We start from the raw sequence: 24,778 nt of genomic DNA on the forward strand, positions 1-24,778 counted from the left end.
ATCATCGAATCCGAGAAATACGCGGCAATGCCGCTCGGCGTCGTATTGCGCCGAAGCCCTGGCGTGACCCGCTGGGCCAAGTGGTCCTGGCGCTGTGTCGATGTTCTGCCCGGCGCCGGGGATGCCGACTGGGCAGAACTCCGCAGCGAGGCCGAAGTTACCGATTTCCACGCCGCCACCCCGTCGCTCGAACTCTACGCAGACGAGACCGAAGCCTATCTTCACGGCCTCACTGCGCAGGTGCCCTGCCTCTATGTCGTGATGCGCGAAACCGAGGAAGACGCTCGTCCCTTCGACATCGTACTCGTCACCGCTTCGCCCTACGAGGCGCAGGACTATGCCGACAGCGGTGAAGAGGTGATCGAGAAAATCGCAATGCCGGCGGCCATTGCATCCTGGGTTCATGCCTTCGTTGCGCTGCATCACAAGGAAGAGGTTTTCAAGAAACGCCGCCGCGACAAGAAGGACATCACCCTTGTCGAAGACGGCATTGGCGACCCGCGCATCGCGCAGATGGCTGATGTCTACCGTTCGCCGGTTCAGGCCAAGAAGGAGCGGCTGCAATGAGCGGGGATTTCTGGTCACGTCGCAAGGCGGCCGTTGAGGCAGAACAGGCCGCTGAGGCCCGTCTTGCCGAGGAACGCGCCGAAGCCGAGCGTGATGCGGCGCTGGAAGACAAGAGCGATGCGGAAATCCTGGCCGATCTTGATCTGCCCGATCCCGATGATCTGGGCCAAGGCGATGACTTCACCGTTTTCCTGTCGAAAACCGTGCCGCAACGCATCCGTACCCGCGCTTTGCGGCGTCTCTGGCTGACCAATCCCGTTCTGGCCAATGTCGACGGCCTCGTCGACTACGGCGAGGATTTTACCGACGCCTCCTGCGTGATCGAGAACCTCCAGACCGCCTATCAGGTCGGTAAGGGCATGACGGAACATGTGCTCGAAATGGCCCGTCAGGCCGCCTTGGAAGAGGAAGGTGAGGTCGACCCGGAGACACCGGAGCCCGACGAGCCCGAAGCCGTCGAAGAGGTACCCGAGGCTGTCTTGGCCGAACGCCAGCCCGCGCCGACACCCGTCCCTGCCATGGCAGAGGTCCACGAAGACCTCTCCGAACAGACCCCCCAACCCATCCCGCGCCGTATGCGCTTTTCCTTCCAAGAGGACGCCACCGCATGATGCAGGAACAGATGATGACAGCACCTGAAACCGCCGCCCCGCCGATTTCCCCCGAAGATCGCATGCGTGCCGATCTTTACAACTTCCTTGGCATGATCCTTGCCCGTCCGGCCGACCAGCTCTCGCTTGATATGGTTGCCGGCCTTGAAGGCAACGACACGGAGCTGGGGCAGGCGATCACATCCCTGACCCGCGTGGCCCGTGTGGTCGCGCCCAAGACGGTTGAACGCGAGTTCAACCAGCTTTTCATCGGGCTGGGTCGCGGCGAACTGCTGCCCTACGCCTCCTATTACATGACGGGGTTCCTGAACGAAAAACCCCTCGCCACCCTGCGCCGCGACATGGCGGCCCGTGGCCTGAGCCGTGCGGAAAACGTCTACGAGCCGGAAGACAACATCGCTTCGTTGATGGAAATGATGGCCGCGCTGATCGTCGGGCGCTTTGGCACGCCTGCCACGCTTGAAGACCAGAAAACCTTCTTCAACCGGCACATCGCCCCATGGGCCGGGCATTTCTTTTCGGATTTGGAAGCCGCCAAGACCTCGGTCTTCTTTGCACCGGTCGGCCAGATGGGCCGCCTGTTCATGGAGATCGAAGCCGAGGGCTTTCGAATGATCGCGGAGTGATCCGCATTCACCGGCGGGCGACCGCCATCAACCAGAGAGGAGGACTCTCATGACCAAGAAAGCCGAGGAGACCCGGATCGCAGATCAGGGCCGCCGAGATTTTCTGAAACTGGCCGCGACCACCGCCCCTGTTGCCGCAGTGGCTGTTGCGACCACCGGAGGTGCGGCCGAGGCCGCAGAGCCGGACCTGTCCTTGGAAAAGATGCAGGATACAGCGCACACCCGTGCGTATTTCGACAGCGCCCGTTTCTGACGGACGGTGTTTTCTGCCAAGGGCGACTGGTTGCGATTGGCCCGACTGCCCGAGGTTTTCGTTAACCCAGCTAGGTTCCCGAAGGGGACAGCAAGGGAGGTATAAATGCTTAGGAAAAAGACCAACGGGGTAGCGAGACGCCCCCAGCGGACAAGTATCCTGTCTGACGTCGCAGAGAAATCTGTCGACCGCCGCGCATTCCTGCGGGGCAGCGGTCTGGCCATTGGGGGCCTTGCCGCGATCAGCGCCACCGGAGGAACGGTGACGCAAGCCAATGCCGCCGCGGCCGCCGCGTCTGGCACTGTCGAAACTATCAAATCGGTCTGCACCCACTGTTCGGTGGGCTGTACCGTGGTCGCCGAAGTGCAAAACGGCGTCTGGATCGGGCAGGAGCCCGGTTGGGACAGCCCGTTCAACCTCGGTGCGCATTGCGCCAAGGGCGCCTCGGTGCGCGAACACGCGCATGGTGAACGCCGCCTCAAGTACCCGATGAAGAAAGAGGGTGGTGAGTGGAAGCGCATCAGCTGGGAACAGGCGATCAACGAGATCGGCGACGGCATGATGAAGATCCGCGACGAGAGCGGACCTGACAGCGTCTACTGGCTCGGCTCGGCCAAGCACAACAACGAACAGGCCTATCTGTTCCGCAAGTTCGCCGCCTACTGGGGCACGAACAACGTGGATCACCAGGCCCGGATCTGTCACTCGACCACGGTTGCAGGTGTTGCCAACACCTGGGGCTATGGCGCGATGACGAACTCCTACAACGACATCCACAACTCCAAGGCCATCTTCATCATCGGCGGCAACCCAGCCGAGGCGCACCCCGTCTCGCTGTTGCACGTCCTGAAGGCCAAGGAACAGAACAACGCGCCGCTGATCGTCTGCGATCCGCGTTTCACCCGTACCGCGGCCCACGCCGATGAATACGTCCGGTTCCGTCCCGGTACCGACGTTGCGCTGGTCTGGGGCATTCTGTGGCATATCTTCGAAAACGGTTGGGAAGACAAAGAGTTCATCCGCACCCGTGTCTGGGGCATGGACCAGATCCGCGAGGAAGTGGCCAAGTGGAACCCGGAAGAAGTCGAGCGTGTCACCGGCACCCCGGGATCGCAGCTCAAGCGCGTGGCCCGTACCATGGCCAACAACCGCCCCGGCACCGTGATCTGGTGTATGGGCGGCACGCAGCACACCAACGGCAACAACAACACCCGTGCCTACTGCATTCTGCAACTGGCCCTTGGCAACATGGGCACCTCGGGCGGTGGTACCAACATCTTCCGTGGTCACGACAACGTTCAGGGCGCAACCGACCTTGGTGTTCTGTCCCACACCCTGCCGGGCTACTATGGCCTGTCCAAGGGCGCATGGGCACACTGGGCACGCGTCTGGGAAGAAGACGGCGAGTGGCTGAACGCCCAGTTCGACACGCTTGTCGGTAAGGACGGCAAGGAAAAATCGCTGCAGAATCTGCGCGGTATTCCGGTGTCGCGCTGGATTGATGGTGTTCTTGAAGACAAGGACAACATGGATCAGCCCAACAACGTGCGCGCGATGGTGCTTTGGGGCCATGCCCCGAACTCGCAGACCCGCGGTCCGGAAATGAAAACGGCGATGGAGAAGCTGGACATGCTGGTCGTGGTCGACCCGTATCCCACCGTCTCGGCCGTTCTGCATGACCGCACCGATGGCTGCTACCTGCTGCCGGCCTGTACCCAGTTCGAAACCCGTGGCTCTGTCACCGCCTCGAACCGGTCGTTCCAGTGGCGTGATCAGGTTGTCGAACCGCTGTTCGAATCCAAGACAGACCATGAAATCATGGGCATGTTCGCGAACAAGTTCGGCTGGGCAGATCGTTTCTTCCGCAACATCGAGATGGAAGACGAGAACACCCCGAACATCGAGAGCGTCACCCGCGAGTTCAATCGCGGCCTGTGGACCATCGGCTATACCGGTCAGAGCCCGGAACGTCTGAAGCTGCACATGGCCAACCAGCACACCTTTGACCGCACGACGCTGCGCGCCATTGGTGGGCCTGCTGACGGAGACTACTATGGTCTGCCGTGGCCGTGCTGGGGCACTGCGGATATGAAGCACCCGGGCACACCGAACCTCTATGACATGTCCAAACCCGTCTCCGAAGGCGGCCTGACCTTCCGCGCCCGTTTTGGCGTTGAACGTGATGGCGACAACCTTCTGGCCGAAGGCGTCTACTCGGCGAATTCGGAAATCCAGGACGGCTATCCGGAATTCACCATGCAGATGCTGATGGATCTCGGATGGGATGCGGACCTGACCGACGAGGAACGCGCCAGCATCGACGCGGTGGCCGGTCCCAAGACCAACTGGAAAACCGACCTGTCCGGCGGTATCCAGCGGGTCGCGATCAAGCACGAGTGTGCGCCCTTCGGCAACGCCAAGGCCCGCGCCGTGGTTTGGACCTTCCCCGATCCGGTGCCGCTGCACCGCGAGCCGCTCTATACCCCGCGGCGCGATCTGGTCGCGGACTATCCGACCTACGAAGACCGTCAGGCCTATCGTCTGCCGACGCTTTATGCCTCGATCCAGAAGAACGATTTCTCCAAGGACTATCCCATCGTCCTCACCTCCGGCCGTCTGGTCGAATACGAAGGTGGCGGCGAGGAGACCCGTTCGAACCCCTGGCTGGCAGAGCTTCAACAGGACATGTTCGTCGAGATCAACCCGCGCGACGCCAACAACCTTGGTGTTCGGGACGGGGCTCAGGTCTGGGTCGAAGGTCCGGAAGGCGGCAAGGTCAAGGTCATGGCACTGGTCACCGAGCGGGTGGGTGAGGGCGTCGCCTTCATGCCCTTCCACTTCGGCGGTCATTTCCAGGGGGCCGACCTGCGGGAGAAGTATCCCGAAGGTGCCGACCCCTATGTGCTCGGCGAAAGCTCGAACACGGCCCAGACCTATGGCTATGACTCGGTAACCCAGATGCAGGAGACGAAGACGACTCTCTGCAAGATCTCAGCAGCATAAGGAGACAAGAGAATGGCAAGAGCAAAGTTCCTCTGTGATGCCGAACGCTGCATCGAGTGCAACGCCTGCGTGACCGCGTGTAAGAACGAGCACGAGGTTCCCTGGGGGATCAACCGCCGCCGTGTTGTTACCATCAACGATGGTAAACCCGGCGAACGGTCGATCTCGGTGGCCTGCATGCACTGCTCCGATGCGCCATGTATGGCCGTCTGTCCGGTAGACTGTTTCTACCAGAACGAAGAAGGCGTGGTTCTGCACTCCAAGGATCTCTGCATCGGCTGTGGTTATTGCTTCTACGCGTGTCCCTTCGGGGCACCGCAATACCCGCAGGCGGGCAACTTCGGCAGCCGTGGCAAGATGGATAAATGTACCTTCTGTGCCGGCGGCCCCGAGGAGACCCACTCGAACGCAGAGTTCTCCAAGTACGGTCGCAACCGGATCGCGGAAGGCAAACTGCCGATCTGCGCCGAGATGTGCTCGACCAAGGCCCTCCTGGCAGGTGACGGTGACGTGGTTTCGGCCATCTACCGCGAGCGTGTCGTGGCCCGTGGCTTCGGCTCCGGCGCCTGGGGTTGGGGTACCGCCTACGACCAGAAGGGCGGCTGATCCCGGTCTTGCAACACAAATCCGGGGCGGCCTGCAATGGGCCGCCCCGGCGACCGGTTCCTGGATAGTCTTGAAAAACAAGGAGGTGGCCCATGCTTCGCGTGGCACTCGCACTCATTTTGTCTTTGTCTCTGGGCATCATGGCCCAGGCCCAAGAGACCCCGGATCGCAGCGCCACCGGTGGGGCGCAAACCCTTGAAGATATCCTCGCACGCCAGCAGGGGCAGTCCATCGACGACAGCTTCCGGCGGGATGATGTGGGCGATCCGGGACGCGCGGCTGGCGCAATGAACCAGCTTGGCACGCTCGGAGGCCTGTCCGATCCCGAAGTCTGGCGCGCGGTGCGTTATGGCTCTGCCGAGGTCAAGGTGTCCTCGGGCGGCGAGGTGGCGTCTGTCCTGATGCAGGACGGCGGCATGAAGTGGCTGGCGTGGCGCGACGGCCCGCTGCGCACCTATGGTGGCTGGTTCCTCATCGGAACGCTGGCGGCGCTGCTAGTCTTCTACCTGCTGCGCGGCAAGATCATGATCGACGAACCGATGACAGGGCGCACGGTCACCCGCTTCAAAGCCTTTGAGCGTTTCGGCCACTGGCTTCTGGCAGGGTCCTTTATCCTGCTTGGCCTCACGGGGCTCCTCATCCTGTTCGGTCGCATCTTTATCGCGCCCTATTTCGGCAAGGAGGCCAATGCCACCCTTCTGGAAGTCTCCAAATGGGTGCACAACAACGTGGCCTGGGCCTTTATCGCAGGCCTCGTGATGATCTTCGTGATGTGGGTCGTACACAACATTCCCAACCGCACCGATCTGGTCTGGCTGCGCCAATTCGGGGGCATCATCGGCAAGGCCCACCCGCCCGCGAAAAAGTTCAACGCGGGCCAGAAGGTGATCTTCTGGTCGGTGATCGTCTTTGGCGGCTCGATTGCCGTCTCCGGTGTCTCGCTGCTGTTCCCCTATGAACTGCCGCTGTTTGCCAAGACCTTCACGGTTCTGAATGACATGGGCATTCCCGGCCTGATCGGGCTGGAACAACTCCCGACCGAACTCTCCCCGCAAGAGGAAATGCAGTTCGCGCAGGGCTGGCACGCGATCATGGCCTTTGTCCTGATGGCGATTATCCTCGCCCATATCTACATCGGGTCCGTTGGCATGGAAGGGGCCTATGACGCCATGGGGTCGGGCGAGGTTGACGAGGCATGGGCGCACCAGCACCACTCGATCTGGCTGGACGAGATGAAAGAGGCCGACGCCTCAGCGCCCAAAGAGGCTACACCCGCCGAGTGATCCCATGAATCGCCTGATCTTCATGACCCTCTGTTGTCTCTCCTGCGCCGCCCCGCTTGCGGCGCAGGAGTTTACCACTTTGAAGGGCCACGGTGGTCCGGTCATGGGGCTGGACGTCGCCCCGACGGGGCAGGTGGCCAGTGCCAGCTTTGACAATTCGGTTGGTCTGTGGACCGACAGAACCCCGCTCTGGCTTGAAGGTCACGATGCGGCGGTCATCGACGTGACCTTCGCCGGCCGCGATCTCCTGTTGACGGGTGGCGATGATTTTCGGGTCATCGCCTGGCATCTCGACACGGGCGCGCATCAAACCATTGTCGTACACAAGGGCAAGGTGGCCGACATCGCCTATGATGCCGAGCGCGGTCTCATCGCCTCGGCAAGCTGGGATGGCAGCATCGCCCTGCGCTTTGTCAGGACCGACCAGCAGGGCCAGACCGTCTTTGAAGAAGGGCCGCTTTTCAAGGGGCATGCCGCAGGTGTCAATGCCGTGGCCTTTGCCAAAGAGGGCCTGTTCTCGGCCTCCAGCGACGGCTCGATCCGCCTCTGGGACATTGCCACCGGCCAATCCCGCGCCATCGTCAAACACGGCTTCGGGGTGAACGCGCTCGTCGTTGACCCCGATGGCGATTGGCTGGCCTATGGCGCGGTGGATGGCGGCACACGCATCGTTGCCCCCTTTACCGGCGCAACACTTGCCGATCTCACCCTTGATCGCAGGCCAATCCTTGCCATGGCCCATCACGCGGCAAGCAACCAACTGGCGGTGGGCGACGGGCATGGGTTCATCATGATGGTCGATACCAAAACCCGCACCATCACGCGTGATTTCCGCGCGACCCGCCGTGGCCCGGTCTGGGCGCTGGCTTTCTCGCAGGATGGCGAAACCGTCTTTGCCGGTGGCCTTGACGACGTGGTCTACGGCTGGCCCGTGGCGCTCATGGATCGTTTTGCCCCCCAGATGGGGCAGGACCGCAGCTTTCTGCAAGCCCCCGAGACCATGCCGAATGGCGAACGCCAGTTCATGCGCAAGTGTTCCATCTGCCACGCGCTGGAACCCGGTGCCTCGCGCAAGGCCGGTCCAACCCTTCATGCCCTGTTTGGCCGCCGCGCCGGGACCGTGCCGGGCTACGCCTATTCCCCGATCCTTCGCGGATCCGAAATCGTCTGGTCGGATGACACCATCGACCAGCTCTTCGACCTTGGGCCGGATCACTATATTCCGGGCTCCAAGATGCCGATGCAAAGGATCACGTCAGCCCGGGATCGGCTTGACCTGATCGCTTTTCTCAAATCCTACACTCACCTCAAGGAACAAAAACCATGAAAGCCATGTTGACCGGTTTCGTTGCGATCATTCTAATTGCGGTAGCAGCAAACTTCGCGCTCGAGCGCGCGGGCTTTGCCTCGGCGGATGTGAATTCCGGCGAGGCGGTACGGCTTGACTAAGGATGAACATGCAAAGACCACAACAGGATGAATACGGCGAAAGCCTTGCCAATGCTTCGGTTCTCGTAATCGACGATGAACCGGGGATGCGCAACTTCCTGACCAAAATCCTGTCGCCACGTTGCAAACGCGTCGAACAGGCAGCGTCTGCTGCCGAAGCCTCGGCCATTCTTGACCGTGCCTATTTCGATCTGGTGATCCTCGACAATATCATGCCGGGCAAGACCGGGCTCGACTGGATTCGCGAGCAAAATCAGGTCGGGCTTTATTCCGATACCATCCTGATCACGGCCTATGCCGACCTTGAAACAGCGATCAAGGCCCTGCGCACGGGCGTGGCGGATTTTGTCCTCAAGCCGTTTCGCGCCAACCAGATCCTGAATGCTGTGGCCCGCGCGCTGGATCGCCAGAACCTGCGGCGCGAGAACTATCTTCTCAAACACGAACTCTCGGCCGAGGCCAATGTTGCCCGTGGTCGGCTTCTCGGCAACTCCGCAGCCATCTGCGACGCCCGCGACATGCTGAAACGTCTGGCCCCGCTGCCGACACCCGTCCTCTTCACAGGGGCGACGGGCACCGGCAAGGAAGTGGCGGCCCGCACCCTGCATTCCCTGTCTGATCGCGCGGAAAAACCCTTTGTCGCCGTCAACTGCGCTGCCATTTCACCGGATCGCATGGCGCAGGAACTCTTTGGCGTGATCGACGAGCAGGACCGCCGCCGCGATGGCCTTTTCCTGCACGCGGAAGGGGGCACCCTGTTCCTTGATGAAGTGGTGCAGATGCCCGATCAGGTACAGGCGGCGCTGCTGCGGGTGCTTGAAGATCAACGCGTGCGTCCTGTCGGGGCGGAACGCGACATCCCTCTCAACCTGCGCTTTCTGTTCGCCACCAACGCCGATCTTGAAAAAGCGGTCGAGGAAGGAAGCTTTCGCGCCGATCTCTATCACAGGATCAACGTGGTGACGATCGACATGCCGCCGCTGCGAGACCGGTCCGAGGATATCGTCGAACTGGCGGCGCTGTTCATCCAGCAGTTCGCCACAACCCTTGGCCTGCCCGCACTGGAACTGGACGAGGAAACCCTTCTCAAGTTCTCGCGCTATGACTGGCCCGGCAACGTGCGCGAATTGCGCAACCTGATCGAACGCTCGGTCATCCTCGGGGCCTTTCCTGACAAGTTCTCGGGCAGTGGCCAGATCACCGGCGTGCAGGCGATGGAGAACCTCGATCTAGTGGTGCAGCGCCACATCATGCACATCCTGGATGAATGCGATGGCAATCGCGCCGAAGCGGCCCGTCGTCTCGGCGTGTCGCGCAAGACAATCGACCGCAAATGCGCCTCGTGGGGGGTTTAGAGCTGCTCTGCCGGTAGCCAGACCGAGAATTCGGCGCCACCCGCATCGCGGTTGGTTGCGCTGATCAGCCCGCCATAACGCTGGATCAGCGTCTGGCTGATCGACAGGCCCAGTCCGGTGCCTTCGGCAAGCTTGGTGGTGAAGAACGGATCAAACACCGTGTCCAGCAAATCACCGGGAATGCCCGGGCCGGTGTCGGCCACACGCAGGCAGGCGCCCTCGATCCCCTCGCGGGTCTCGGTTCCGATCGCAACCGTCAGGGTGCCGTCCTCGCCCATCGCATGAGCGGCGTTGACGATGATATTCACGATCACCTGCTGCAATTCGCCGGGATTGATGCGCACCAGCGGCGCATCTGAAAACGACCGCTCAACCGCGATATTGGTCTTGGACAGAACGTGGTCGACCAGCACCAGACAATCCTCGGTGACCATCGCCATATCGATGCTTTCCTCGAAGGTGCCAAACTCGGTTGGTCGCGCGAACTGAAGCAACTTGCCGACAATCGCTTCGATCCGCTGGACCTGCTGATCAATCAGGGCAAGTTCCGTTGCAACGTCGTCACTGCGCTGATCCAGCGTCTGGCGGATCACGTCCACGTTGCCCTGAATAACCGCGACGGGATTGTTGATCTCATGGGCCACGCCGGCGGTGATTTCCCCGATCGACGCCAGCTTTTCCGACATCACAAGCTGTTTGAAGGTATCTTCCAGCTTCTGGTTGGCTTCCTTGAGCTGCGCGGTGCGCTGTTCAACCCGCGTGTTCAATTCACCGGCCCAGGATCGCAGCGCCTGATCGCGCTCCTGTACCTGATCCAGCAGGGTATCCAGATGTCGCGCAACCTGGCCGATTTCATTGTTCGATCCGACATTGCCGTTGCGGGCAGCAAGGTCTCCGCGCTCGACCCTTGTCATGGTCTGGATCATGCGCTCCAGCGGCGAGAAGATCCCTTTGGCCATGCGCAGGAAGATCGGACCTGACAAGCCAAGAAGCACAAGGAAGGCCGCGAGCATGGTGATATAGGCGGCCCGTTTGGCCGCATTGAACGGTGCTTCGAGAAAACCGACATACAACATGCCAACCCGATTTCCGAAACTGTCGGACAAGGGCAGGTAGCCCGAGATATACCAGTCATTCACCACGAAGGCGCGATCCAGCCAGGTCTTGCCTTCGGTCAGCACCTCGTGGCGCACCACCGCTGAAACGCGGGTGCCAAGGGCGCGCACGTCCTCGAACAGGCGCACATTGGTCGAAACGCGCACATCCTCAAGGAAAAGGGTCGCGGTGCCCTGACGCTCGCCGCCTGTGGTGGCGTTCAGATAGACCAGCGCGTTGATGGTATCGATGAAATCAAGGTTGCGGTTCAACAGGATACCACCCACCAGAACCCCGCGCTGATCCCCAAGGCCCACGGGGCTTGCGGTATGAACCACCATGCCGCGATCCTCGACCGTGCGCCGAGTCGGAACGGCCGCCACGGTTTCGATCAGGGGAACGCTGGCACGCTGGGCAAGATCATCCGACAACGCCGTCAGATCTTCGCCAGAGAAAATATCGATTTCGGTCGAGAGGATGCCTGTAGATGCCGCGTCAATCACGGGCCATCTGCTGGCAAGAGCACGGGTTTCTTCGACGGGCAGGTAATAGAGAAAATCCAGCTCAAGCGCCTTTTTCTTCTCCATCAGATAGGTGTCGACCCGCTCGTGTCCGAACTCCAGCTGTCCAAGGAATTCGGCAGAATCCGCAACCCCTTCCACGTTCGCCCCGGTCCGCGCGAGGATGCGAAACAGGTATTGTTCCGCAATTCGCAGGTCACTTTGAACATTGGCGATCAGGATCTTGTCATAGTCCGCCGTCCAGCGGCTCATGCCCAGCAACAACAGCAGCGGCATCAACACCACGAGCGGCAAAAGCGCCAGCGTCAAGAGACGGAGGCGGACCGACTTCACGCGGGAAATCCTTTTGCTTTCGGGCACATGGGTAGAGTGTAGGGAAGGGGCAGGCATATTGCAATTCTGGCGTCACAGCACATCCAGCGAGACCTTGACCCGGTCCATCACGACAGCGGTGGTAAATCGGCTGACGTTGGATTCATCAAAGAAATGGCGTTGGGTAAAGGCCTCGTATTCCTTGATGTTTTCCACCGCGAGGATCATCACGAAATCTGCCTCGCCAGTGGTATAGTAGCACTGCTGCACTTCCGGCGCCTGCCGCATCTTACGCTTGAAGGCGTCCAGATGCGCACGGCTTTCCCGTTCAAGAATGACCTCGACGATGATGGTCATCTCCCGCCCAAGCGCGCCGGGCGACAGGACCGCGATTTCCTTTTCGATCACGCCGCTTTCACGCAGCCTTTTCAACCGCTTCTGAACGGCCGCAGGCGACAGGTGGACCTCCTGGCTGATCACGTCGGCAGTAAGGCGGGCGTTGCCCTGAACAAGGCGAAGAATTTCGAGGTCTTTGTCATCCATGCGCGGAAAATCGTCGCCATCGACAGAATTTGCAATCAAATTTCTCGCACCTCGCGCGATATTCGCGCACCATCCGACGGTGCTTGCCGTACCTTAGGCTGGAAAGGAGACCCCATGCCCCTAAGCCACCCGCATCTTGTCGAGATCAGGCATGATCTGCACCGCCATCCCGAACTTGGGATGCAGGAGGCGCGCACTAAAGCCTTTGTTGCCGGTTACCTGCGCGATCTGGGGCTTGAGGTTCACGAGGGCGCAGGTGTTGTCGGCATCCTGCGCTCCGGCACCGGCAATCGTGCCATTGGCCTTCGCGCCGACATGGATGCCCTGCCAATCACCGAGCAAAGCACGCATGATTACGTCTCGCAGAACACCGGCGTCATGCACGCCTGCGGCCACGACGGCCATACCACCATGCTTCTTGGCGCTGCGGCGGACCTTGCCGCGACGCGGGATTTCGACGGCACGGTGGTTTTCCTGTTCCAACCCGACGAGGAAACCGGCCACGGCGCCAAGGCGATGATCGACGAAGGCGTGCTCGAACGCTTCCCCGTGGAAGAGGTCTACGCCATCCATAACCTGCCGGGCGCGCCCCTGGGCCAGATTTCCACCCGTCCCGGCCTGATCTGCAGCAGCGAAAGCCTGTTCGAGATCACGATCACGGGGCAGGGGGGACATTCCTCCATGCCGCAGGTCGGGGTCGATGCGATCACGGTTGGCGCGGAAATGGTGCAGGCCCTGCAAACCATCGTGTCCCGCAAACTCGCACCCGGCGCTGGCGTGGTGGTCTCGATCACCGAGTTTCTGACCAACGGCCAGCGCAACGTGCTGCCGGGGCAGGCGGTCCTCAAGGGGGACGTGCGGGCGCGATCTCCCGAGGATCGCGCGCAGGTCGAAACCTTCATGCGCCAGATCACCGCCGGCATTGCCGCTGCACACGGCGTGACGGTTGAGGTGAGTTTCGTTACCGAATTCGTGGAATCCATGAACGCCACCGCTCCGGTCGAGGCCGTCGCCCGCGTCGGCACCGCACTTGGCCACGACACCATCGCCGACCGCCCTCCGATGAGCTTTTCCGAGGACTTCGGCCAGTTCAGCGCCGCCGTGCCCGGCTGTTTCCTCTTGATGGGCAACGGCACCGAGGGGGCGCAGGGGCGGCCGCTGCACTCTGACGACTATGATTTCAACGACGCGCTTTTGCCCCTCGGGGCGGCGTTCTGGGCCGCGCTCGTGCGCGACCGCCTGCCAACTGACAAGAAAGGCTGAGCATCATGCACCCCGCATTCCAAACCGCTCATATCGACCATGTTGCCACGACGCCGAAGGGCGGTGATGCGGCGCAACGTGTCCTGTCGTCGGATGATTTCGCCCGCTCCTGGCAGGAAATCACCTCGTGGCAGGGGTATGCCCCGTCGCCCCTGGCATCGCTCGACGGTCTTGCCCGCGAAATCGGCGTGGGGGCCATCCTTTACAAACACGAAGGCCCGCGGTTCGGCCTCGGCAGCTTCAAGGCGCTTGGCGGTGCTTACGCCGCGCTACGGGTTCTCCAGCGTCAGGTCTCCGAGACGCTGGGCAAAGAGGTATCCCTTGCCGACATCCGCGCCGGACACCATGCCGAGACCTGTGCCGCGATCACGCTGGTGTCGGCAACCGATGGCAACCACGGCCGGTCGCTCGCCTGGGGATGCCAGCGTTTCGGCGCACCCTGCCGCATCTACATCCACGCCGAAGTCAGCCAAGGCCGCGCAAAGGCCATGCGCGATCTTGGGGCCGAGGTCATCCGGATTGACGGCGACTATGACGCCTCGGTCGCCCTCGCACGCGATGAGGCCGAAGCCAACGGCTGGTTCGTGGTGTCCGACACCTCCTGGGAAGGCTACAGCGAGCCGCCGCGCGACGTGATGGCAGGCTATGGCGTGATGACCCGCGAGGCTTGCGAATCCATGGATCAGGCCCCGACCCATGTCTTCCTGCAAGGCGGCGTCGGCGGTCTAGCGGCCTCTGTGGCTGCGGGCCTGCGCCAATACTGGGGCGCGGATGCCCCCCGCGTGGTCGTGGTTGAACCCGAACTGGCCGCCTGCCTTTACGCCAGCGCCAAGGCCGGTGAAATGCGGGACGTACAGATCGCCGAGGAAACCATCATGGCGGGTCTCTCCTGCGGGGAACCCTCGCCAATGGCTTGGGAAATCCTTGAGGATGAAGCCTCCGACTATCTCACCATCCCCGACAGCATCGTGGCCCCCACCGTGCGTATGCTGGCCCATGCCCCCTATGGCGATGGCGCGCTGGAAGCGGGGGAAAGCGCCGTTGCGGGGCTCGCTGCCCTGATCGCCGCCCGCCAGAACGCCAGCCTCTCTGCCGCCCTCGGTCTCGATGCCACGTCCCGCGTGCTCCTGATCGGCTCCGAGGGCGTCACCGATCCCGACATCTTTGCCCAGATCATGGCCGAGGTCGAACATGCCTGACACCCCCGCACGCGGTTTTCCCGAAGCTGAATTTGCCGCCCGCACCGCCAGGGCACAGGCGCTGATGGCAGATCAAGGGTTGGCTGGGCTTCTGCTGACCACGGAACCCGAAGTGCGCTACTTCACGGGCTTCCACACCCTGTTCTGGCAAAGCCCGACACGCCCGTGGTTCCTGTTCCTGCCCGCAAGCGGCAAACCCGTCGCCGTGATCCCCGAAATTGGCGCCGCCCTCATGCGGCGGACGTGGATCACCGACATCCGCACCTGGAGCGCCCCCGCGCCAGAAGATGACGGCATCTCGCTGCTCATTGACCTCCTGTCTCCCTTGCAGGGCGACACCATCGGCATGCTCAAGGGTCACGAAACCCATATGCGCATGCCGCTTGGCGACTATGAGCGCCTGATGGCCAACCTTCCCGGCCTGAACGTCGCGGATTGCACGGGCCTTGTCCGCGCCCTGCGCATGGTGAAATCCGAAGCCGAGATCGAAAAGCTCTCCCATATCTGCGCCCTTGGCTCAGCCACCTTTGCCCGCGTGCCAGAGATCATCCATGAAGGCATGCCCTTCGATACAGCCTTCCGCACCTTCCGCCGCGAGGCGCTGGCGCAGGGGGTGGACGATGCGCCCTACCTTGTCGGGGGCGCGGCACCGGGTGGCTATGACGATGTGATCTCTCCGCCAACGGCTCGGCCGCTGCAAATGGGTGACATCCTGATGCTGGACACCGGCGCCACATGGGACGGCTACTATTGCGATTTTGACCGCAACTTCGCGATTGGCTCTGCCGACGACCTGTCCCGCCGCGCCTATGACGTCCTATGGCGCGCCACCGAAGCCGGCCTTGCCGCCGCCCGACCCGGTGCCACCTGCCGTGATCTGTTCAACGCCATGCAGAACGTGATCCGCGAAATGGACGATCAGGGGGGGGATGTCGGCCGTCTTGGCCACGGCCTCGGAATGCAACTCACCGAATGGCCCTCGCACGCCGCCTTTGACGAGACGGTGATCGAGGAAAACATGGTGCTCACGCTGGAACCCTCGCTTGGCTATGGCGATGGCCGTATCATGGTGCACGAGGAAAATATTGTCGTGCGGCAGGATGGTGCGCATCTGCTGACCACCCGTGCGGCATCTGATCTGCCGGTGATCTGAGGAAGCCACATGTTCCGCTCCAAACCCCGCACCCCCGAGATGGACAAGGGTCGCCACCACCGCGCGCGCCTTGGGTTCATCCTGATGTCGACCGACCTTGCCTTCGAGGACGATGTCTTTCGCATGGCCCCGCCGGGGGTGGGGGTGCATATCACCCGCCTGCTGACCGAGGACCACACCACCAAGGAAACGCTGGCCCGCCACATCGACACCATGGCCGACGCCGCCGCCCGCCTTCAGCCCGATGCCCGCCCTGATGTCATCAGCTACAGCTGTACCAGCGGCTCGATCGTGAATGGCGAAGACCGCGTGTTCGAGGCCATCCTCGAAGGTGCCCCTTGGACGACGCCAATGACCGTTGTGACTGGGGTGCAGGACGCGCTGCGCACATTGGGGGCAAGGAAGATCGTTATCGGCACGCCCTATCTTGACGAAATCAACGAGGCCGAAGCCCTGTTTCTTCAACAGAGGGGCTTTGACGTGCTCGACATTCAGGGCCTCAACCTCTCTACCGGCATTGAATTCGGGCAAGTCACGCCTGCCTACTGGAAGGCATTTGCGCTCGAGATCGATCAGCCCGAGGCCGAGGCGATTTTCCTGTCCTGCACCGGTATCCGCTCGCTTGAGGTGATCGAAGAGATCGAGCAGGCCGCGGGCAAGCCGGTCATCACCTCCAATCAGGCACAGTTCTGGGCCTGCCTGCGCCTTGCCGGTGTCGATGATGTCTTGCAAGGGTTCGGCCAGCTGTTCAACAAGACCCGCGCCGATCTCATGGCATCACGAAACCGCTAGGTCCTTGCACTTGCCGGGGGCGCGGCCCACTGTGCCACGGCAACAGGAGGGCAGGGCATGGCGAAACTAAAGGGCATCGGGCTATTGACCGCCGTGGTGATGGTGGCCTTTGCCGCAAATTCCCTGCTGAACCGCGCCGCCTTGCTGGATGGCGGCATGGGGCCGTCGGCCTTTTCCCTGATCCGTGTCGGGGCAGGGGTTTTTACCCTGCTGATCCTGCTTGCCCTGCGTGACAAAACCCTGCCAAAGCCGATGGCTCTGAACCTGCCCACCGTGGCCGGTCTGTCTGCCTATATGCTTGGTTTTTCCTTTGCCTACGTGTCGATGGACGCGGGCCTTGGTGCACTGATCCTCTTTGGTGGCGTGCAGATCACCATGTTCGCAGGCGCCTTGAAAGCAGGCGAGCGCCCGCCGGTAAACCGCTGGCTTGGCATGTTCATTTCACTTGGCGGTCTGGCCTATCTCGTCTGGCCCTCGGACGAGATCACCCTGTCCGCATCCGCCTTTGCCCTCATGTCCCTCGCAGCCCTGGGGTGGGGGGCGTATTCGCTGATCGGGCGCGGCGTGTCCGATCCCCTGAAAGCAACCGCTTGGAACTTTGTCTACAGCCTGCCGGTGATGGCCCTTGCGTGGCTGGCCCTTGGCACGAGCGAGCCTGTGTCCCAACACGGCGTCCTTTTGGCCGTTGCCTCTGGCGCAATTGCTTCCGGCATGGGCTATGCGCTGTGGTACAGCGTGCTTCCAAACCTCGGCACGACCGTCGCGGGCCTTGCCCAGCTTTCCGTCCCCGCCATCGCACTGGCGCTGGGCGCGGTATTTCTGGGCGAGGGCATCACGCTTCACGCGCTGTTGGCGGCTGGTATGATCCTTGGCGGCATCGCTTTCGGCATCGCGCGCCTGCGCTGATCGTCAGGTCAGATACGAGGGCACGTCGATCCCGCTGTCGCGCAGCAACCACCGCGCCACGCGCTTGTTCAGGGGCCGCGACTTCTCAAGGCGAACGGTCGACAACCCGTGCGTTTTGCCGATCAGCCGTTTCTTGGGAACGATCTCGACCAACTCACCCGCCGCAAGCGCCGCATTGGCAAAGGGCAGCGCGACAAGGCCAACCCCGATCCCCATCCGGGTCAGTTGGAGTGTCGAGCCCATGGAGTTTGCCTGGATCACCCGTCCATCAAGGGCGCCGGCATAGCGTGTCGACGCTCGCCACGCCGGCCAGCTGACCCGTGGGCCTGCGCTTTCGATCAATACGCCTTGGCCCCAGTCCTCACCCACCTCATCACGATAGGCTGGTGTGCAGGCCGCGATCAGCGTCTCTCGTGCCAACGGCACGAAGGTCGAGGACTTCGCCGCCTCGTAGGCGATCACGATATCATCCCGCTCGGCCTGTCGGCTGCTGGCCTGATAGTCGATGATCAGGTTCACTTCGAGTTCCGGAATATCCGCCATCAGCGCCGGCAGGCGCGGCGCGATCCAGTGATCGGCGAAGGTCGGCGAATAGCAACGGATCGTCACCACGTTGCGGCTCTGGCGCGAAAACATGCGCGTGGTGGTTGTCGAAAGAGAATCCAGCGCCTCGTTCACATGCGGAAAATAGGCATGACCTTCGTCGGTCAGAACCACGTGCCGCCCCCGCCGCTCGAACAATGCCGCGTTCAACGCCTCTTCCAGCTTCCTGATCTGGATCGAAATTGCCCCTTGGGTCAGGCCCAACTCGTCCGCGGCTTTGGTAAAGTTCAGGTGCCGTGCCGCGGCATCAAAAGCCGAGAGCCAGGCAAGGTTGATATTCGAATCACGAAGCATTGAATTGATCCATTAGGAATTTGTGTGATGGGCATAAAATTTACCGCCCTAGACCGGAAAAATCACGGGTTTGAGTGTGAATGTTTTGTAAAGTCTTGCGAATGGTTTGAAGACGGTCATGGCTCAAGCCCTTGAAAATAGGGCTTTGGCGGCATCAGACGCACTTCCGCGTCTAACGCAGGGTCACTTTGGACACAAAACTTTTGCAAAGAATCGAAATTTCGGCGGCAAGGCGCCAACGCCTCCACTCACGCCCCGAAACCTCCCCAAGGGTAGACCCATGAAAAAATCTCTCCTGCTTTCCGCAGCCATCGCCGTTGCAAGCACCGCGGCGACTGCCGAAACCCTGCGTATCCCGCACGAACTCGGCTATGGCGGTTCGGAGTCCATCGACCCGATTTCGCCCCAGCGCTTCTACGAAGCAATCCAGAACGTCTATTCGCGCCTTGTGCGTCAAGGTGACGACGGTCGCCCCTCGGCAGATCTGGCCCTCAGCTGGGAAGCCACTCCTGACGCCAAGGAATGGACCTTCAAGCTGCGCCCCGGTGTAACCTTCCACAACGGCAACGAATTCACCGCCGAAGACGTGGCCTTCTCGCTGATGCGCACGCAGTCGGAAACCATCGACAGCCCGACCAAGGGTGTGATGGAAATCATCGACCACGTCGAAGTGGTCGATCCGCTGACGGCCAAGGTTGTTCTGAAGCAGACCCATGCGGATTTCCCGCTGCTGGTCATGGACTACCGCATCAAGATGCTCGACGCGGAAACCTGCGGCGGTGATCTGGACGCCCTGTGCGAAAGCGGTGTCGGGACCGGCCCGTTCCAGCTGACTGGCTATGATCCGCTGGGAACCACGACACTGGACCGCTTCGACAATTACTATGGCGGCGCCGCTGGCGTTGAAAAAATGGAACTGATCGCCATTGCAGATCAGGACGCGCGCGTTGCCGCCCTGCAGGCGGGCCAGATCGATTTCATCTATGCCCTGTCGGCAGAACAGGTACCGCTGTTCAAGAACAACCCGAACTTCACCGTTCAGTCGGTTCCGACCGGGCGTTGGGTTGGTCTGGTGATGAACACCACCCTCGAACCCTTCAACGATCCGCGCGTTCGCAAGGCGATCCGCATGACCGCAGACCGCGACGCACTGGGCAAACTGGTGTACGGCAAGGACGGGTTCATTACCTCCTGTGACCATCCGGTCTGGTCCGGCGATCAATACCGCGCCGAGATCGAATGTCCGCGTGACATCGAAGGAGCCAAGGCCCTGCTGGCCGAAGCCGGCTATCCGAACGGCCTGACCGTTGAACTCTTCGTTTCGGACATCTCGGAAGGTGCCGTCAAAATGGCCGAGGTCCTTCAGAACCAGGCCAAGGATGCGGGCATCACCATCGAACTGGTCCAGGCACCGTCGGACGGCTACTGGGGCGACGTGTGGATGAAAGAAGCCTTCTTCGCCACCGGTTGGTCGCAGCGTCCTGCGGACCAGATCCTGAACGAAGCCTACCGTTCGACCGCCGCCTGGAACGAGACCGCCTGGAACTCGGCCGATTTCGATGCCGGTCTAGACGCTGCCCGTGGCGAGCTCGATTTCGACAAACGCAAGGCGCTCTACGGCAACCTGCAAAAGGAACTGTGGGAGAACGGCGGCTCGTTCATTCCGGTTCACCTCAACACGGTACGCGCCTTCTCGTCCAAGCTGGGCGGCATCCAGCCGGTCGAGGATTTCTCGATCCGCTACGAAGACGTCACCAAGTCGGGCTCGGGGTCTTAAGACCTCGCTACTCAACTCCATCAACTTGGCGCAGCCCCACCGGGCTGCGCTCCTTTGCATCAAGGGATAGCCATGATCGCCCTGATTTTCCGCCGCTTCGGCTTTGCGGCTTTCACCATTGCCTTTGTCTCGGTCGTGATGTTCGCCGCAGTCGAGGCATTGCCGGGCAACGTCTGCACATCGTTCCTGCAACGTTTCGCCCAGGGGCCGCGTCTCGAACGCTGTATTGAACAGCAGGGACTCGATCGTCCTGCGCTTGTGCGCTACGGCGAATGGGTCGCCGGGGCGGCAAAAGGCGATTTTGGCTATTCCCTGAAAAAGCGAAAACCCATCAACGAACTGATCTGGGAGCGTTTCCGCAACACTGCACTTCTTGGCGGGATTGCGGCGCTTCTGGCCATTCCCCTGGCCATCTTCCTGGGCATTGTCGCAGGCGTCAGACGGGACCGACCCGCAGATCTCACCCTTTCAAGCGCTGCCATGCTTGCGATGACGATCCCGGAATTCGTGACGGCGACCGCCCTGATCTACATTTTTGCCGTGACGCTCCAGTGGTTTCCGGCGGTCACCATCGTCTCTCCCGGTGCCTCGTTGGCACAGATGTTGCCCAACATCGTACTGCCCGTCATCGTGCTGTCTGCGGTCCTTGTAGCCCATATCATGCGCATGATGCGCGCCAGCGTGATTGACGTGATGGCCTCGGACTATGTGCAGATGGCCCGTCTCAAAGGGGTGCCGGAGCGCCAGATCATTCGCAAACACGTCGTGCCAAACGCCATGATCCCGGCTTTGAATGTGATTGCGCTGACGATTGCGTGGCTCTTGGCGGGCGTTGTCGTGGTCGAGAAGGTCTTCAACTACCCCGGTCTCGGCACCCTCATGATTCAGGCGATCTATGACCGGGATCTGCCGATGGTACAGGCCATCGCCCTGATCTTCTCGGTCATCTACGTCGGCGTGAACCTTCTGGCCGATCTCGCTGCGCTTGCTCTCGATCCTCGCCTGCGCCGGAAAGGACACTGAAATGCTGAAACTCCTGAAAACCATCGTTTCGCGCCCTTCCGGAGCGATTGGCCTTGGCCTTACGGTCTTTCACATCCTGATGGCACTCTGTGCGCCCTGGATCGCGCCTTTTGATCCCACGGCCCAGAATGCGGATGCCATCCTCATTGCCCCCTCCGCGCAGCACTGGATGGGCACCGACACCCTTGGGCGCGATGTGTTTTCGCGCGTGTTGCACGGCGGGCGTCTCGCCATTGCCGTGACTTTTTCGGCCGCCGTGCTCGCGACCCTTTGGGGCGGTTTCGCTGGCATTTTCTTCGGTACGGTCGGCGGGCGGGTCGATGAATACTCGATGCGCATCGTCGATGCATTCCTGTCGATGCCTTGGCTCCTGTTCCTTCTGCTGATCATTTCCATTGGCGGGGCAGGGCCTGTGACCATCATCCCGACCTTGGGCTTTTTCTACGGGGTTGCCGTGCTGCGCGTCATCCGCGGTGCCGCGATGCAGGTCGCCGCACGCGACTTTGTCACGGCCGCCAAAGCCCGGGGCGAGGCTCTCTGGCCGATCCTGAGCCGTGAAATGTTCCCGAACCTCTCGGACATCCTTCTGGTCGAAGGCGCGATGCGCTGGAGCTGGATGCTCCTGGCCTTCTCCTCGCTCTCGTTTCTCGGCTTCGGCGCAACACCCCCGACACCGGATTGGGGGTTGATGGTGGCCCAGGAACGCGGCCTCCTGTCGACCGCGCCTTGGGGTGTGTTCTGGCCCTGTGTTGCCTTGTCGTCGCTCATCATCGGGATCAACCTTCTGGCAGATGCCGTCGGCAAGGCCCTTGGTCTTGATCGCGCCACAGCCATCGCCGTCTGAGGAGACACACCATGACTAAACCTCTGATCAAGATCGACGATCTCTCGCTTGGCTTCACGGCCAGGGACGGTCGGCAGGCCCCGATCCTGCGGGGTGTTTCCCTGGAACTGCGCGCTGGCGAAACCCTTGGCATCGTGGGCGAATCCGGCTCCGGCAAATCGACGGTGGCTCTGGCCATGATGGGCTACCTGAAATCCGGTCTGTCGGTCTTTCGAGGCAACGCCTTTTTCGACGGCCACGACATGTTTTCCCTGCCGGAAAAGGAACGAGCCCGCCTGCGCGGATCGTCAATTGCTCTGATCCCGCAGAACGCAGGTCAGGCCCTGACCCCGACGCTCAAGATTGGTCAACAGATCGATGAAGCGCTGAGGCTACACACCGATCTTGATGCGTCGGCCCGTGCCGGCAGGGTGATAGAACTGCTGTCACGCGTCCGCCTGCCAAGCCCAGAAGATATGGCCCTGCGCTATCCGCACGAGCTTTCCGGTGGCCAGCAGCAACGCGCTGCGGTGGCAATGGCTCTGGCGGGCAACGCCAAGGCGCTCCTGCTGGACGAGCCGACCACCGGCCTTGATGTCACCACCCAGGCCCACATCCTCGAATTCCTTCGCCATCTGGCGCAGGAAATGGGCGTAGCCATGATCTACGTCAGCCACGATCTGGGCGTGATCGCCCGCGTCGCCGACCGTGTGGCCGTGATGTATGCCGGCCAACTTGCCGAAGAGGGCCCGACGCGAGAGGTGCTTCGCGCCCCGCAACACCCGTACACACGGGGTCTTCTTGCCTCGATCCCACGCCTGGGCGAGCCGGGCATCCCAGCGTCGATGCCCGGCGTTCCGCCTGCCGTGGGCTCCGAACTCACGGCATGTGCCTTCGCCGACCGGTGCGATCAGGTCCGGCCCGAATGCCGTCAATCGGTGCCGGCGCTTCTGGAAACACCACATGGTCGCGTGCGATGCCTCTTCTCCAACGACCCCGGACAGCCCCGCGAGACCACGATCCGCGACCCCCAGATCAAGGACGCCCGCGCGCTTACCCTCGACCAGGTGGCGATCTCCTATTCCAAGATCGGCTGGTTTGATCGCCTGATCGGGAAAAAAGACCCAACTCCGACGGTGGAACGCGCCACTTTCGGCCTGAAGAAGGGAGAAACCCTAGGCCTCGTGGGTGAGTCCGGATCAGGCAAGTCAACCATCCTGAGAGCCATTGCCGGGCTTGTGGGCACACAGGACGGGTCCGTTACCCTGTCAGACGGCGAAAGCCTGGCAGCCCCCGTCAACGGCCGTGATCGCGAAACCCTGCGCCGTGTCCAGATGATCTTCCAGAACGCAGATGCATCGTTGAACCCGCGCCAGACCATCGGCGAAATTCTCGCCACGCCCTTGCGTCTGTACTTTGGTCTCAAGGGCGATGACGCCCGCAAGCGCGCCGAAGATCTCCTTGAGGCCGTCCGCCTGCCGGCGCGTTACCTCGATCGGTTCCCGGGGCAACTCTCTGGCGGAGAAAAACAACGCGTCGGAGTAGCGCGTGCCTTTGCGGCCAATCCCGAGGTGACACTCTGCGACGAGGTCACCTCTGCCCTCGACGTGTCGGTTCAGGCCGCCGCGCTTGCGCTATTGACCCGCCTGCAAAAAGAGAACGGCTCGTCTTATATCTTTGTCAGCCACGATCTTGCCGTTGTGCGTGCGGTGTCGGATCGGGTAGCGGTGCTGTACCAGGGACGGATATGTGAAATCGGCCCCTCCGCGCAGGTCTATGCGCCGCCCTATCACCCCTATACCTCGACCCTGATGGGCGCAGTTCTCGAACCGGATCCAGATACCGCGCCCGCCTTGCTTGCCAACGACATGACCGAAAAGTCTCCGCCCGCGAAAGGATGTCCGTTTCAACGCTGCTGTCCGCGCCACATGGGGGATGTTTGCGACACCGAGGTGCCGCCTGCACGCGATCTTGGTACCGGTCACCTGATACACTGCCACATGCTGCCCGAGCAGTTGGTTCGCTCTGCTGACACCTCAGTGGATCAAGTTCCGGAAGAGGCGGCAGAAAACGCAATGGCTTGAGGGACGCGCAAAGCATGATCATCTTTGATTTCGACGGGGTTCTGGCGGACTCGCTTCAAACCTGCCTGTCGGCCTGCACGATTGCGGCGCAACAACAGGGCCGCGAGGTGGCCTTTGACACCGGGGCCTTTGCCACGCTCGATCCTCTGACCTTCGAAGCCCTGGCAAAACGGCACCATCTGGATCCCGACAGGTTCGCGGCGGACGTAGCAACCGCCGTTTCCTCCTTCGAGACCCCGTCGCCTGTATTCGATGGCATCTTCGATGCGCTGTCCGGTTTGGCCAAAGACCACAGTCTCGCCGTGATCAGCGCCAGCCATAGTTCCGTTATTCGAACTGTCTTGGCCCAGCAGGGGATCGATGCGCTCATGAAGCACATCATCGGTGGCGATACACCGGGCCAGAAACCGGAAAAGATCGCCGCGCTTGTGGCGGATCTGCGGGACGAAAAACACGTGATGGTCGGCGATGCCTGTAGCGATATCAAGGCGGGTCGCTCGGCCGGTATCCATACCATTGCCGTGGCATGGGGCTGGCAGTCTCCCGAGTTCCTCGCGGCTTTTTCGCCCGACGCCATTGTCGGCTCGCCGGCCGAGCTTGCGAATTCTTGCCGCTCTCTTCTAACCTGAGGCCCCAG

General features: G+C 61.7%; 23 protein-coding genes. 20 read left to right on the forward strand and 3 right to left on the reverse strand.

Going from position 1 to position 24,778, the window contains the following annotated elements; all coding sequences use genetic code 11:
• Nucleotides 1–27 precede the first annotated feature (27 nt).
• The 10 genes from NNA36_RS07330 to NNA36_RS07375 all read left to right on the forward strand — a co-directional run bounded on the left by NNA36_RS07330 (nt 28) and on the right by NNA36_RS07375 (nt 9,753).
• The gene (locus tag NNA36_RS07330; protein WP_255106829.1) at nt 28–567 is read left to right on the forward strand and encodes a DUF3305 domain-containing protein; all 540 of its coding nucleotides are present in this window, start codon (nt 28–30) and stop codon (nt 565–567) included.
• A complete protein-coding gene (locus NNA36_RS07335) occupies nt 564–1,178 on the forward strand; it encodes a DUF3306 domain-containing protein (RefSeq protein WP_255105797.1) in 615 nt (204 codons plus the stop codon). The genes NNA36_RS07330 and NNA36_RS07335 overlap by 4 nt, the downstream gene beginning before the upstream one ends.
• Entirely contained in the window at nt 1,175–1,804 is a 630-nt protein-coding gene (locus tag NNA36_RS07340; RefSeq protein ID WP_255105800.1) for a molecular chaperone, read from the forward strand. Before NNA36_RS07335 ends, NNA36_RS07340 begins: the two co-directional genes overlap by 4 nt.
• 49 nt (nt 1,805–1,853) lie before the next feature.
• The gene (locus tag NNA36_RS07345) at nt 1,854–2,057 is read left to right on the forward strand and encodes a twin-arginine translocation pathway signal protein (protein ID WP_255105802.1); all 204 of its coding nucleotides are present in this window, start codon (nt 1,854–1,856) and stop codon (nt 2,055–2,057) included.
• 105 nt (nt 2,058–2,162) lie between these two features.
• Complete coding sequence (locus NNA36_RS07350; RefSeq protein WP_255105804.1) at nt 2,163–5,060, forward strand: formate dehydrogenase subunit alpha; 2,898 nt, start codon at nt 2,163–2,165, stop codon at nt 5,058–5,060.
• Nucleotides 5,061–5,072: 12 nt separating this feature from the next.
• Entirely contained in the window at nt 5,073–5,666 is a 594-nt protein-coding gene (gene fdh3B, locus NNA36_RS07355) for a formate dehydrogenase FDH3 subunit beta (protein WP_255105806.1), read from the forward strand.
• 92 nt (nt 5,667–5,758) lie between these two features.
• Nucleotides 5,759–6,949 (forward strand): formate dehydrogenase subunit gamma, encoded by a 1,191-nt coding sequence (locus NNA36_RS07360; protein WP_255105809.1) that lies wholly within the window; start codon nt 5,759–5,761, stop codon nt 6,947–6,949.
• Between the two features lie 4 nt (nt 6,950–6,953).
• A complete protein-coding gene (locus NNA36_RS07365; RefSeq protein WP_255105811.1) occupies nt 6,954–8,276 on the forward strand; it encodes a c-type cytochrome in 1,323 nt (440 codons plus the stop codon).
• On the forward strand, nt 8,273–8,398 hold the full coding sequence (locus NNA36_RS07370; RefSeq protein ID WP_255105813.1) for a hypothetical protein: 126 nt from the start codon (nt 8,273–8,275) through the stop codon (nt 8,396–8,398). The genes NNA36_RS07365 and NNA36_RS07370 overlap by 4 nt, the downstream gene beginning before the upstream one ends.
• 8 nt (nt 8,399–8,406) lie before the next feature.
• Nucleotides 8,407–9,753, forward strand: a complete 1,347-nt coding sequence (locus NNA36_RS07375; protein WP_255105815.1) for a sigma-54 dependent transcriptional regulator — start codon at nt 8,407–8,409, stop codon at nt 9,751–9,753.
• On the opposite strand, the gene NNA36_RS07380 is transcribed toward NNA36_RS07375, so the two are convergent.
• Nucleotides 9,750–11,702: a cache domain-containing protein gene (locus tag NNA36_RS07380; RefSeq protein ID WP_255105817.1), complete on the reverse strand. Its 1,953-nt coding sequence runs from the start codon at nt 11,700–11,702 to the stop codon at nt 9,750–9,752. The two genes, NNA36_RS07375 and NNA36_RS07380, sit on opposite strands and share 4 nt — an antisense overlap.
• 72 nt (nt 11,703–11,774) lie before the next feature.
• A complete protein-coding gene (locus tag NNA36_RS07385) occupies nt 11,775–12,224 on the reverse strand; it encodes an Lrp/AsnC family transcriptional regulator (RefSeq protein WP_255105819.1) in 450 nt (149 codons plus the stop codon).
• A 114-nt stretch (nt 12,225–12,338) separates the two neighbouring features.
• Between NNA36_RS07385 and NNA36_RS07390 the strand changes: the two genes are divergently transcribed.
• From NNA36_RS07390 to NNA36_RS07410, 5 genes are read left to right on the forward strand one after another with little or no spacing between them, the layout of a single operon-like run.
• A complete protein-coding gene (locus NNA36_RS07390; protein ID WP_255105821.1) occupies nt 12,339–13,487 on the forward strand; it encodes an amidohydrolase in 1,149 nt (382 codons plus the stop codon).
• Between the two features lie 5 nt (nt 13,488–13,492).
• Nucleotides 13,493–14,686, forward strand: a complete 1,194-nt coding sequence (locus tag NNA36_RS07395) for a diaminopropionate ammonia-lyase (protein ID WP_255105824.1) — start codon at nt 13,493–13,495, stop codon at nt 14,684–14,686.
• On the forward strand, nt 14,679–15,839 hold the full coding sequence (locus tag NNA36_RS07400) for a Xaa-Pro peptidase family protein (RefSeq protein WP_255105826.1): 1,161 nt from the start codon (nt 14,679–14,681) through the stop codon (nt 15,837–15,839). The genes NNA36_RS07395 and NNA36_RS07400 overlap by 8 nt, the downstream gene beginning before the upstream one ends.
• A 9-nt stretch (nt 15,840–15,848) precedes the next feature.
• Nucleotides 15,849–16,631 (forward strand): arylmalonate decarboxylase, encoded by a 783-nt coding sequence (locus tag NNA36_RS07405; protein WP_255105829.1) that lies wholly within the window; start codon nt 15,849–15,851, stop codon nt 16,629–16,631.
• 57 nt (nt 16,632–16,688) lie between these two features.
• Nucleotides 16,689–17,537 (forward strand): DMT family transporter, encoded by an 849-nt coding sequence (locus tag NNA36_RS07410; protein WP_255105831.1) that lies wholly within the window; start codon nt 16,689–16,691, stop codon nt 17,535–17,537.
• 3 nt (nt 17,538–17,540) lie between these two features.
• Here NNA36_RS07410 and NNA36_RS07415 read toward each other — a convergent pair whose 3' ends face one another.
• Nucleotides 17,541–18,434, reverse strand: a complete 894-nt coding sequence (locus tag NNA36_RS07415; RefSeq protein WP_255105833.1) for a LysR family transcriptional regulator — start codon at nt 18,432–18,434, stop codon at nt 17,541–17,543.
• Nucleotides 18,435–18,714: 280 nt separating this feature from the next.
• Between NNA36_RS07415 and NNA36_RS07420 the strand changes: the two genes are divergently transcribed.
• The 5 genes from NNA36_RS07420 (at nt 18,715) to NNA36_RS07440 (ending at nt 24,770) form a co-directional block, all read left to right on the forward strand.
• The gene (locus NNA36_RS07420) at nt 18,715–20,211 is read left to right on the forward strand and encodes an ABC transporter substrate-binding protein (RefSeq protein WP_255105836.1); all 1,497 of its coding nucleotides are present in this window, start codon (nt 18,715–18,717) and stop codon (nt 20,209–20,211) included.
• 72 nt (nt 20,212–20,283) lie between these two features.
• Entirely contained in the window at nt 20,284–21,234 is a 951-nt protein-coding gene (locus NNA36_RS07425; protein ID WP_255105838.1) for an ABC transporter permease, read from the forward strand.
• Between the two features lies 1 nt (nt 21,235).
• The gene (locus NNA36_RS07430) at nt 21,236–22,078 is read left to right on the forward strand and encodes an ABC transporter permease (RefSeq protein ID WP_255105840.1); all 843 of its coding nucleotides are present in this window, start codon (nt 21,236–21,238) and stop codon (nt 22,076–22,078) included.
• Between the two features lie 11 nt (nt 22,079–22,089).
• Nucleotides 22,090–24,141, forward strand: a complete 2,052-nt coding sequence (locus NNA36_RS07435) for an ABC transporter ATP-binding protein (RefSeq protein WP_255105842.1) — start codon at nt 22,090–22,092, stop codon at nt 24,139–24,141.
• Between the two features lie 14 nt (nt 24,142–24,155).
• A complete protein-coding gene (locus NNA36_RS07440; protein WP_255105844.1) occupies nt 24,156–24,770 on the forward strand; it encodes an HAD family hydrolase in 615 nt (204 codons plus the stop codon).
• The last annotated feature ends 8 nt before the right edge of the window (nt 24,771–24,778 follow it).

This window comes from Shimia sp. CNT1-13L.2 (genome assembly GCF_024331145.1).
In the GTDB taxonomy this organism is placed as follows: Bacteria; Pseudomonadota; Alphaproteobacteria; order Rhodobacterales; family Rhodobacteraceae; genus Shimia.

Excerpts from the sequence above, each read along its gene's own strand:
- NNA36_RS07330 (WP_255106829.1), top strand. The coding sequence starts at position 28 with ATGCCGCTCGGCGTCGTATTGCGCCGAAGCCCTGGCGTGACCCGCTGG.
- NNA36_RS07335 (WP_255105797.1), top strand. The coding sequence starts at position 564 with ATGAGCGGGGATTTCTGGTCACGTCGCAAGGCGGCCGTTGAGGCAGAA.
- NNA36_RS07340 (WP_255105800.1), top strand. The coding sequence starts at position 1,175 with ATGATGCAGGAACAGATGATGACAGCACCTGAAACCGCCGCCCCGCCG.
- NNA36_RS07345 (WP_255105802.1), top strand. The coding sequence starts at position 1,854 with ATGACCAAGAAAGCCGAGGAGACCCGGATCGCAGATCAGGGCCGCCGA.
- NNA36_RS07350 (WP_255105804.1), top strand. The coding sequence starts at position 2,163 with ATGCTTAGGAAAAAGACCAACGGGGTAGCGAGACGCCCCCAGCGGACA.
- fdh3B (WP_255105806.1), top strand. The coding sequence starts at position 5,073 with ATGGCAAGAGCAAAGTTCCTCTGTGATGCCGAACGCTGCATCGAGTGC.
- NNA36_RS07360 (WP_255105809.1), top strand. The coding sequence starts at position 5,759 with ATGCTTCGCGTGGCACTCGCACTCATTTTGTCTTTGTCTCTGGGCATC.
- NNA36_RS07365 (WP_255105811.1), top strand. The coding sequence starts at position 6,954 with ATGAATCGCCTGATCTTCATGACCCTCTGTTGTCTCTCCTGCGCCGCC.
- NNA36_RS07370 (WP_255105813.1), top strand. The coding sequence starts at position 8,273 with ATGAAAGCCATGTTGACCGGTTTCGTTGCGATCATTCTAATTGCGGTA.
- NNA36_RS07375 (WP_255105815.1), top strand. The coding sequence starts at position 8,407 with ATGCAAAGACCACAACAGGATGAATACGGCGAAAGCCTTGCCAATGCT.
- NNA36_RS07385 (WP_255105819.1), bottom strand. The coding sequence starts at position 12,224 with ATGGATGACAAAGACCTCGAAATTCTTCGCCTTGTTCAGGGCAACGCC.
- NNA36_RS07390 (WP_255105821.1), top strand. The coding sequence starts at position 12,339 with ATGCCCCTAAGCCACCCGCATCTTGTCGAGATCAGGCATGATCTGCAC.
- NNA36_RS07395 (WP_255105824.1), top strand. The coding sequence starts at position 13,493 with ATGCACCCCGCATTCCAAACCGCTCATATCGACCATGTTGCCACGACG.
- NNA36_RS07400 (WP_255105826.1), top strand. The coding sequence starts at position 14,679 with ATGCCTGACACCCCCGCACGCGGTTTTCCCGAAGCTGAATTTGCCGCC.
- NNA36_RS07405 (WP_255105829.1), top strand. The coding sequence starts at position 15,849 with ATGTTCCGCTCCAAACCCCGCACCCCCGAGATGGACAAGGGTCGCCAC.
- NNA36_RS07410 (WP_255105831.1), top strand. The coding sequence starts at position 16,689 with ATGGCGAAACTAAAGGGCATCGGGCTATTGACCGCCGTGGTGATGGTG.
- NNA36_RS07415 (WP_255105833.1), bottom strand. The coding sequence starts at position 18,434 with ATGCTTCGTGATTCGAATATCAACCTTGCCTGGCTCTCGGCTTTTGAT.
- NNA36_RS07420 (WP_255105836.1), top strand. The coding sequence starts at position 18,715 with ATGAAAAAATCTCTCCTGCTTTCCGCAGCCATCGCCGTTGCAAGCACC.
- NNA36_RS07425 (WP_255105838.1), top strand. The coding sequence starts at position 20,284 with ATGATCGCCCTGATTTTCCGCCGCTTCGGCTTTGCGGCTTTCACCATT.
- NNA36_RS07430 (WP_255105840.1), top strand. The coding sequence starts at position 21,236 with ATGCTGAAACTCCTGAAAACCATCGTTTCGCGCCCTTCCGGAGCGATT.
- NNA36_RS07435 (WP_255105842.1), top strand. The coding sequence starts at position 22,090 with ATGACTAAACCTCTGATCAAGATCGACGATCTCTCGCTTGGCTTCACG.
- NNA36_RS07440 (WP_255105844.1), top strand. The coding sequence starts at position 24,156 with ATGATCATCTTTGATTTCGACGGGGTTCTGGCGGACTCGCTTCAAACC.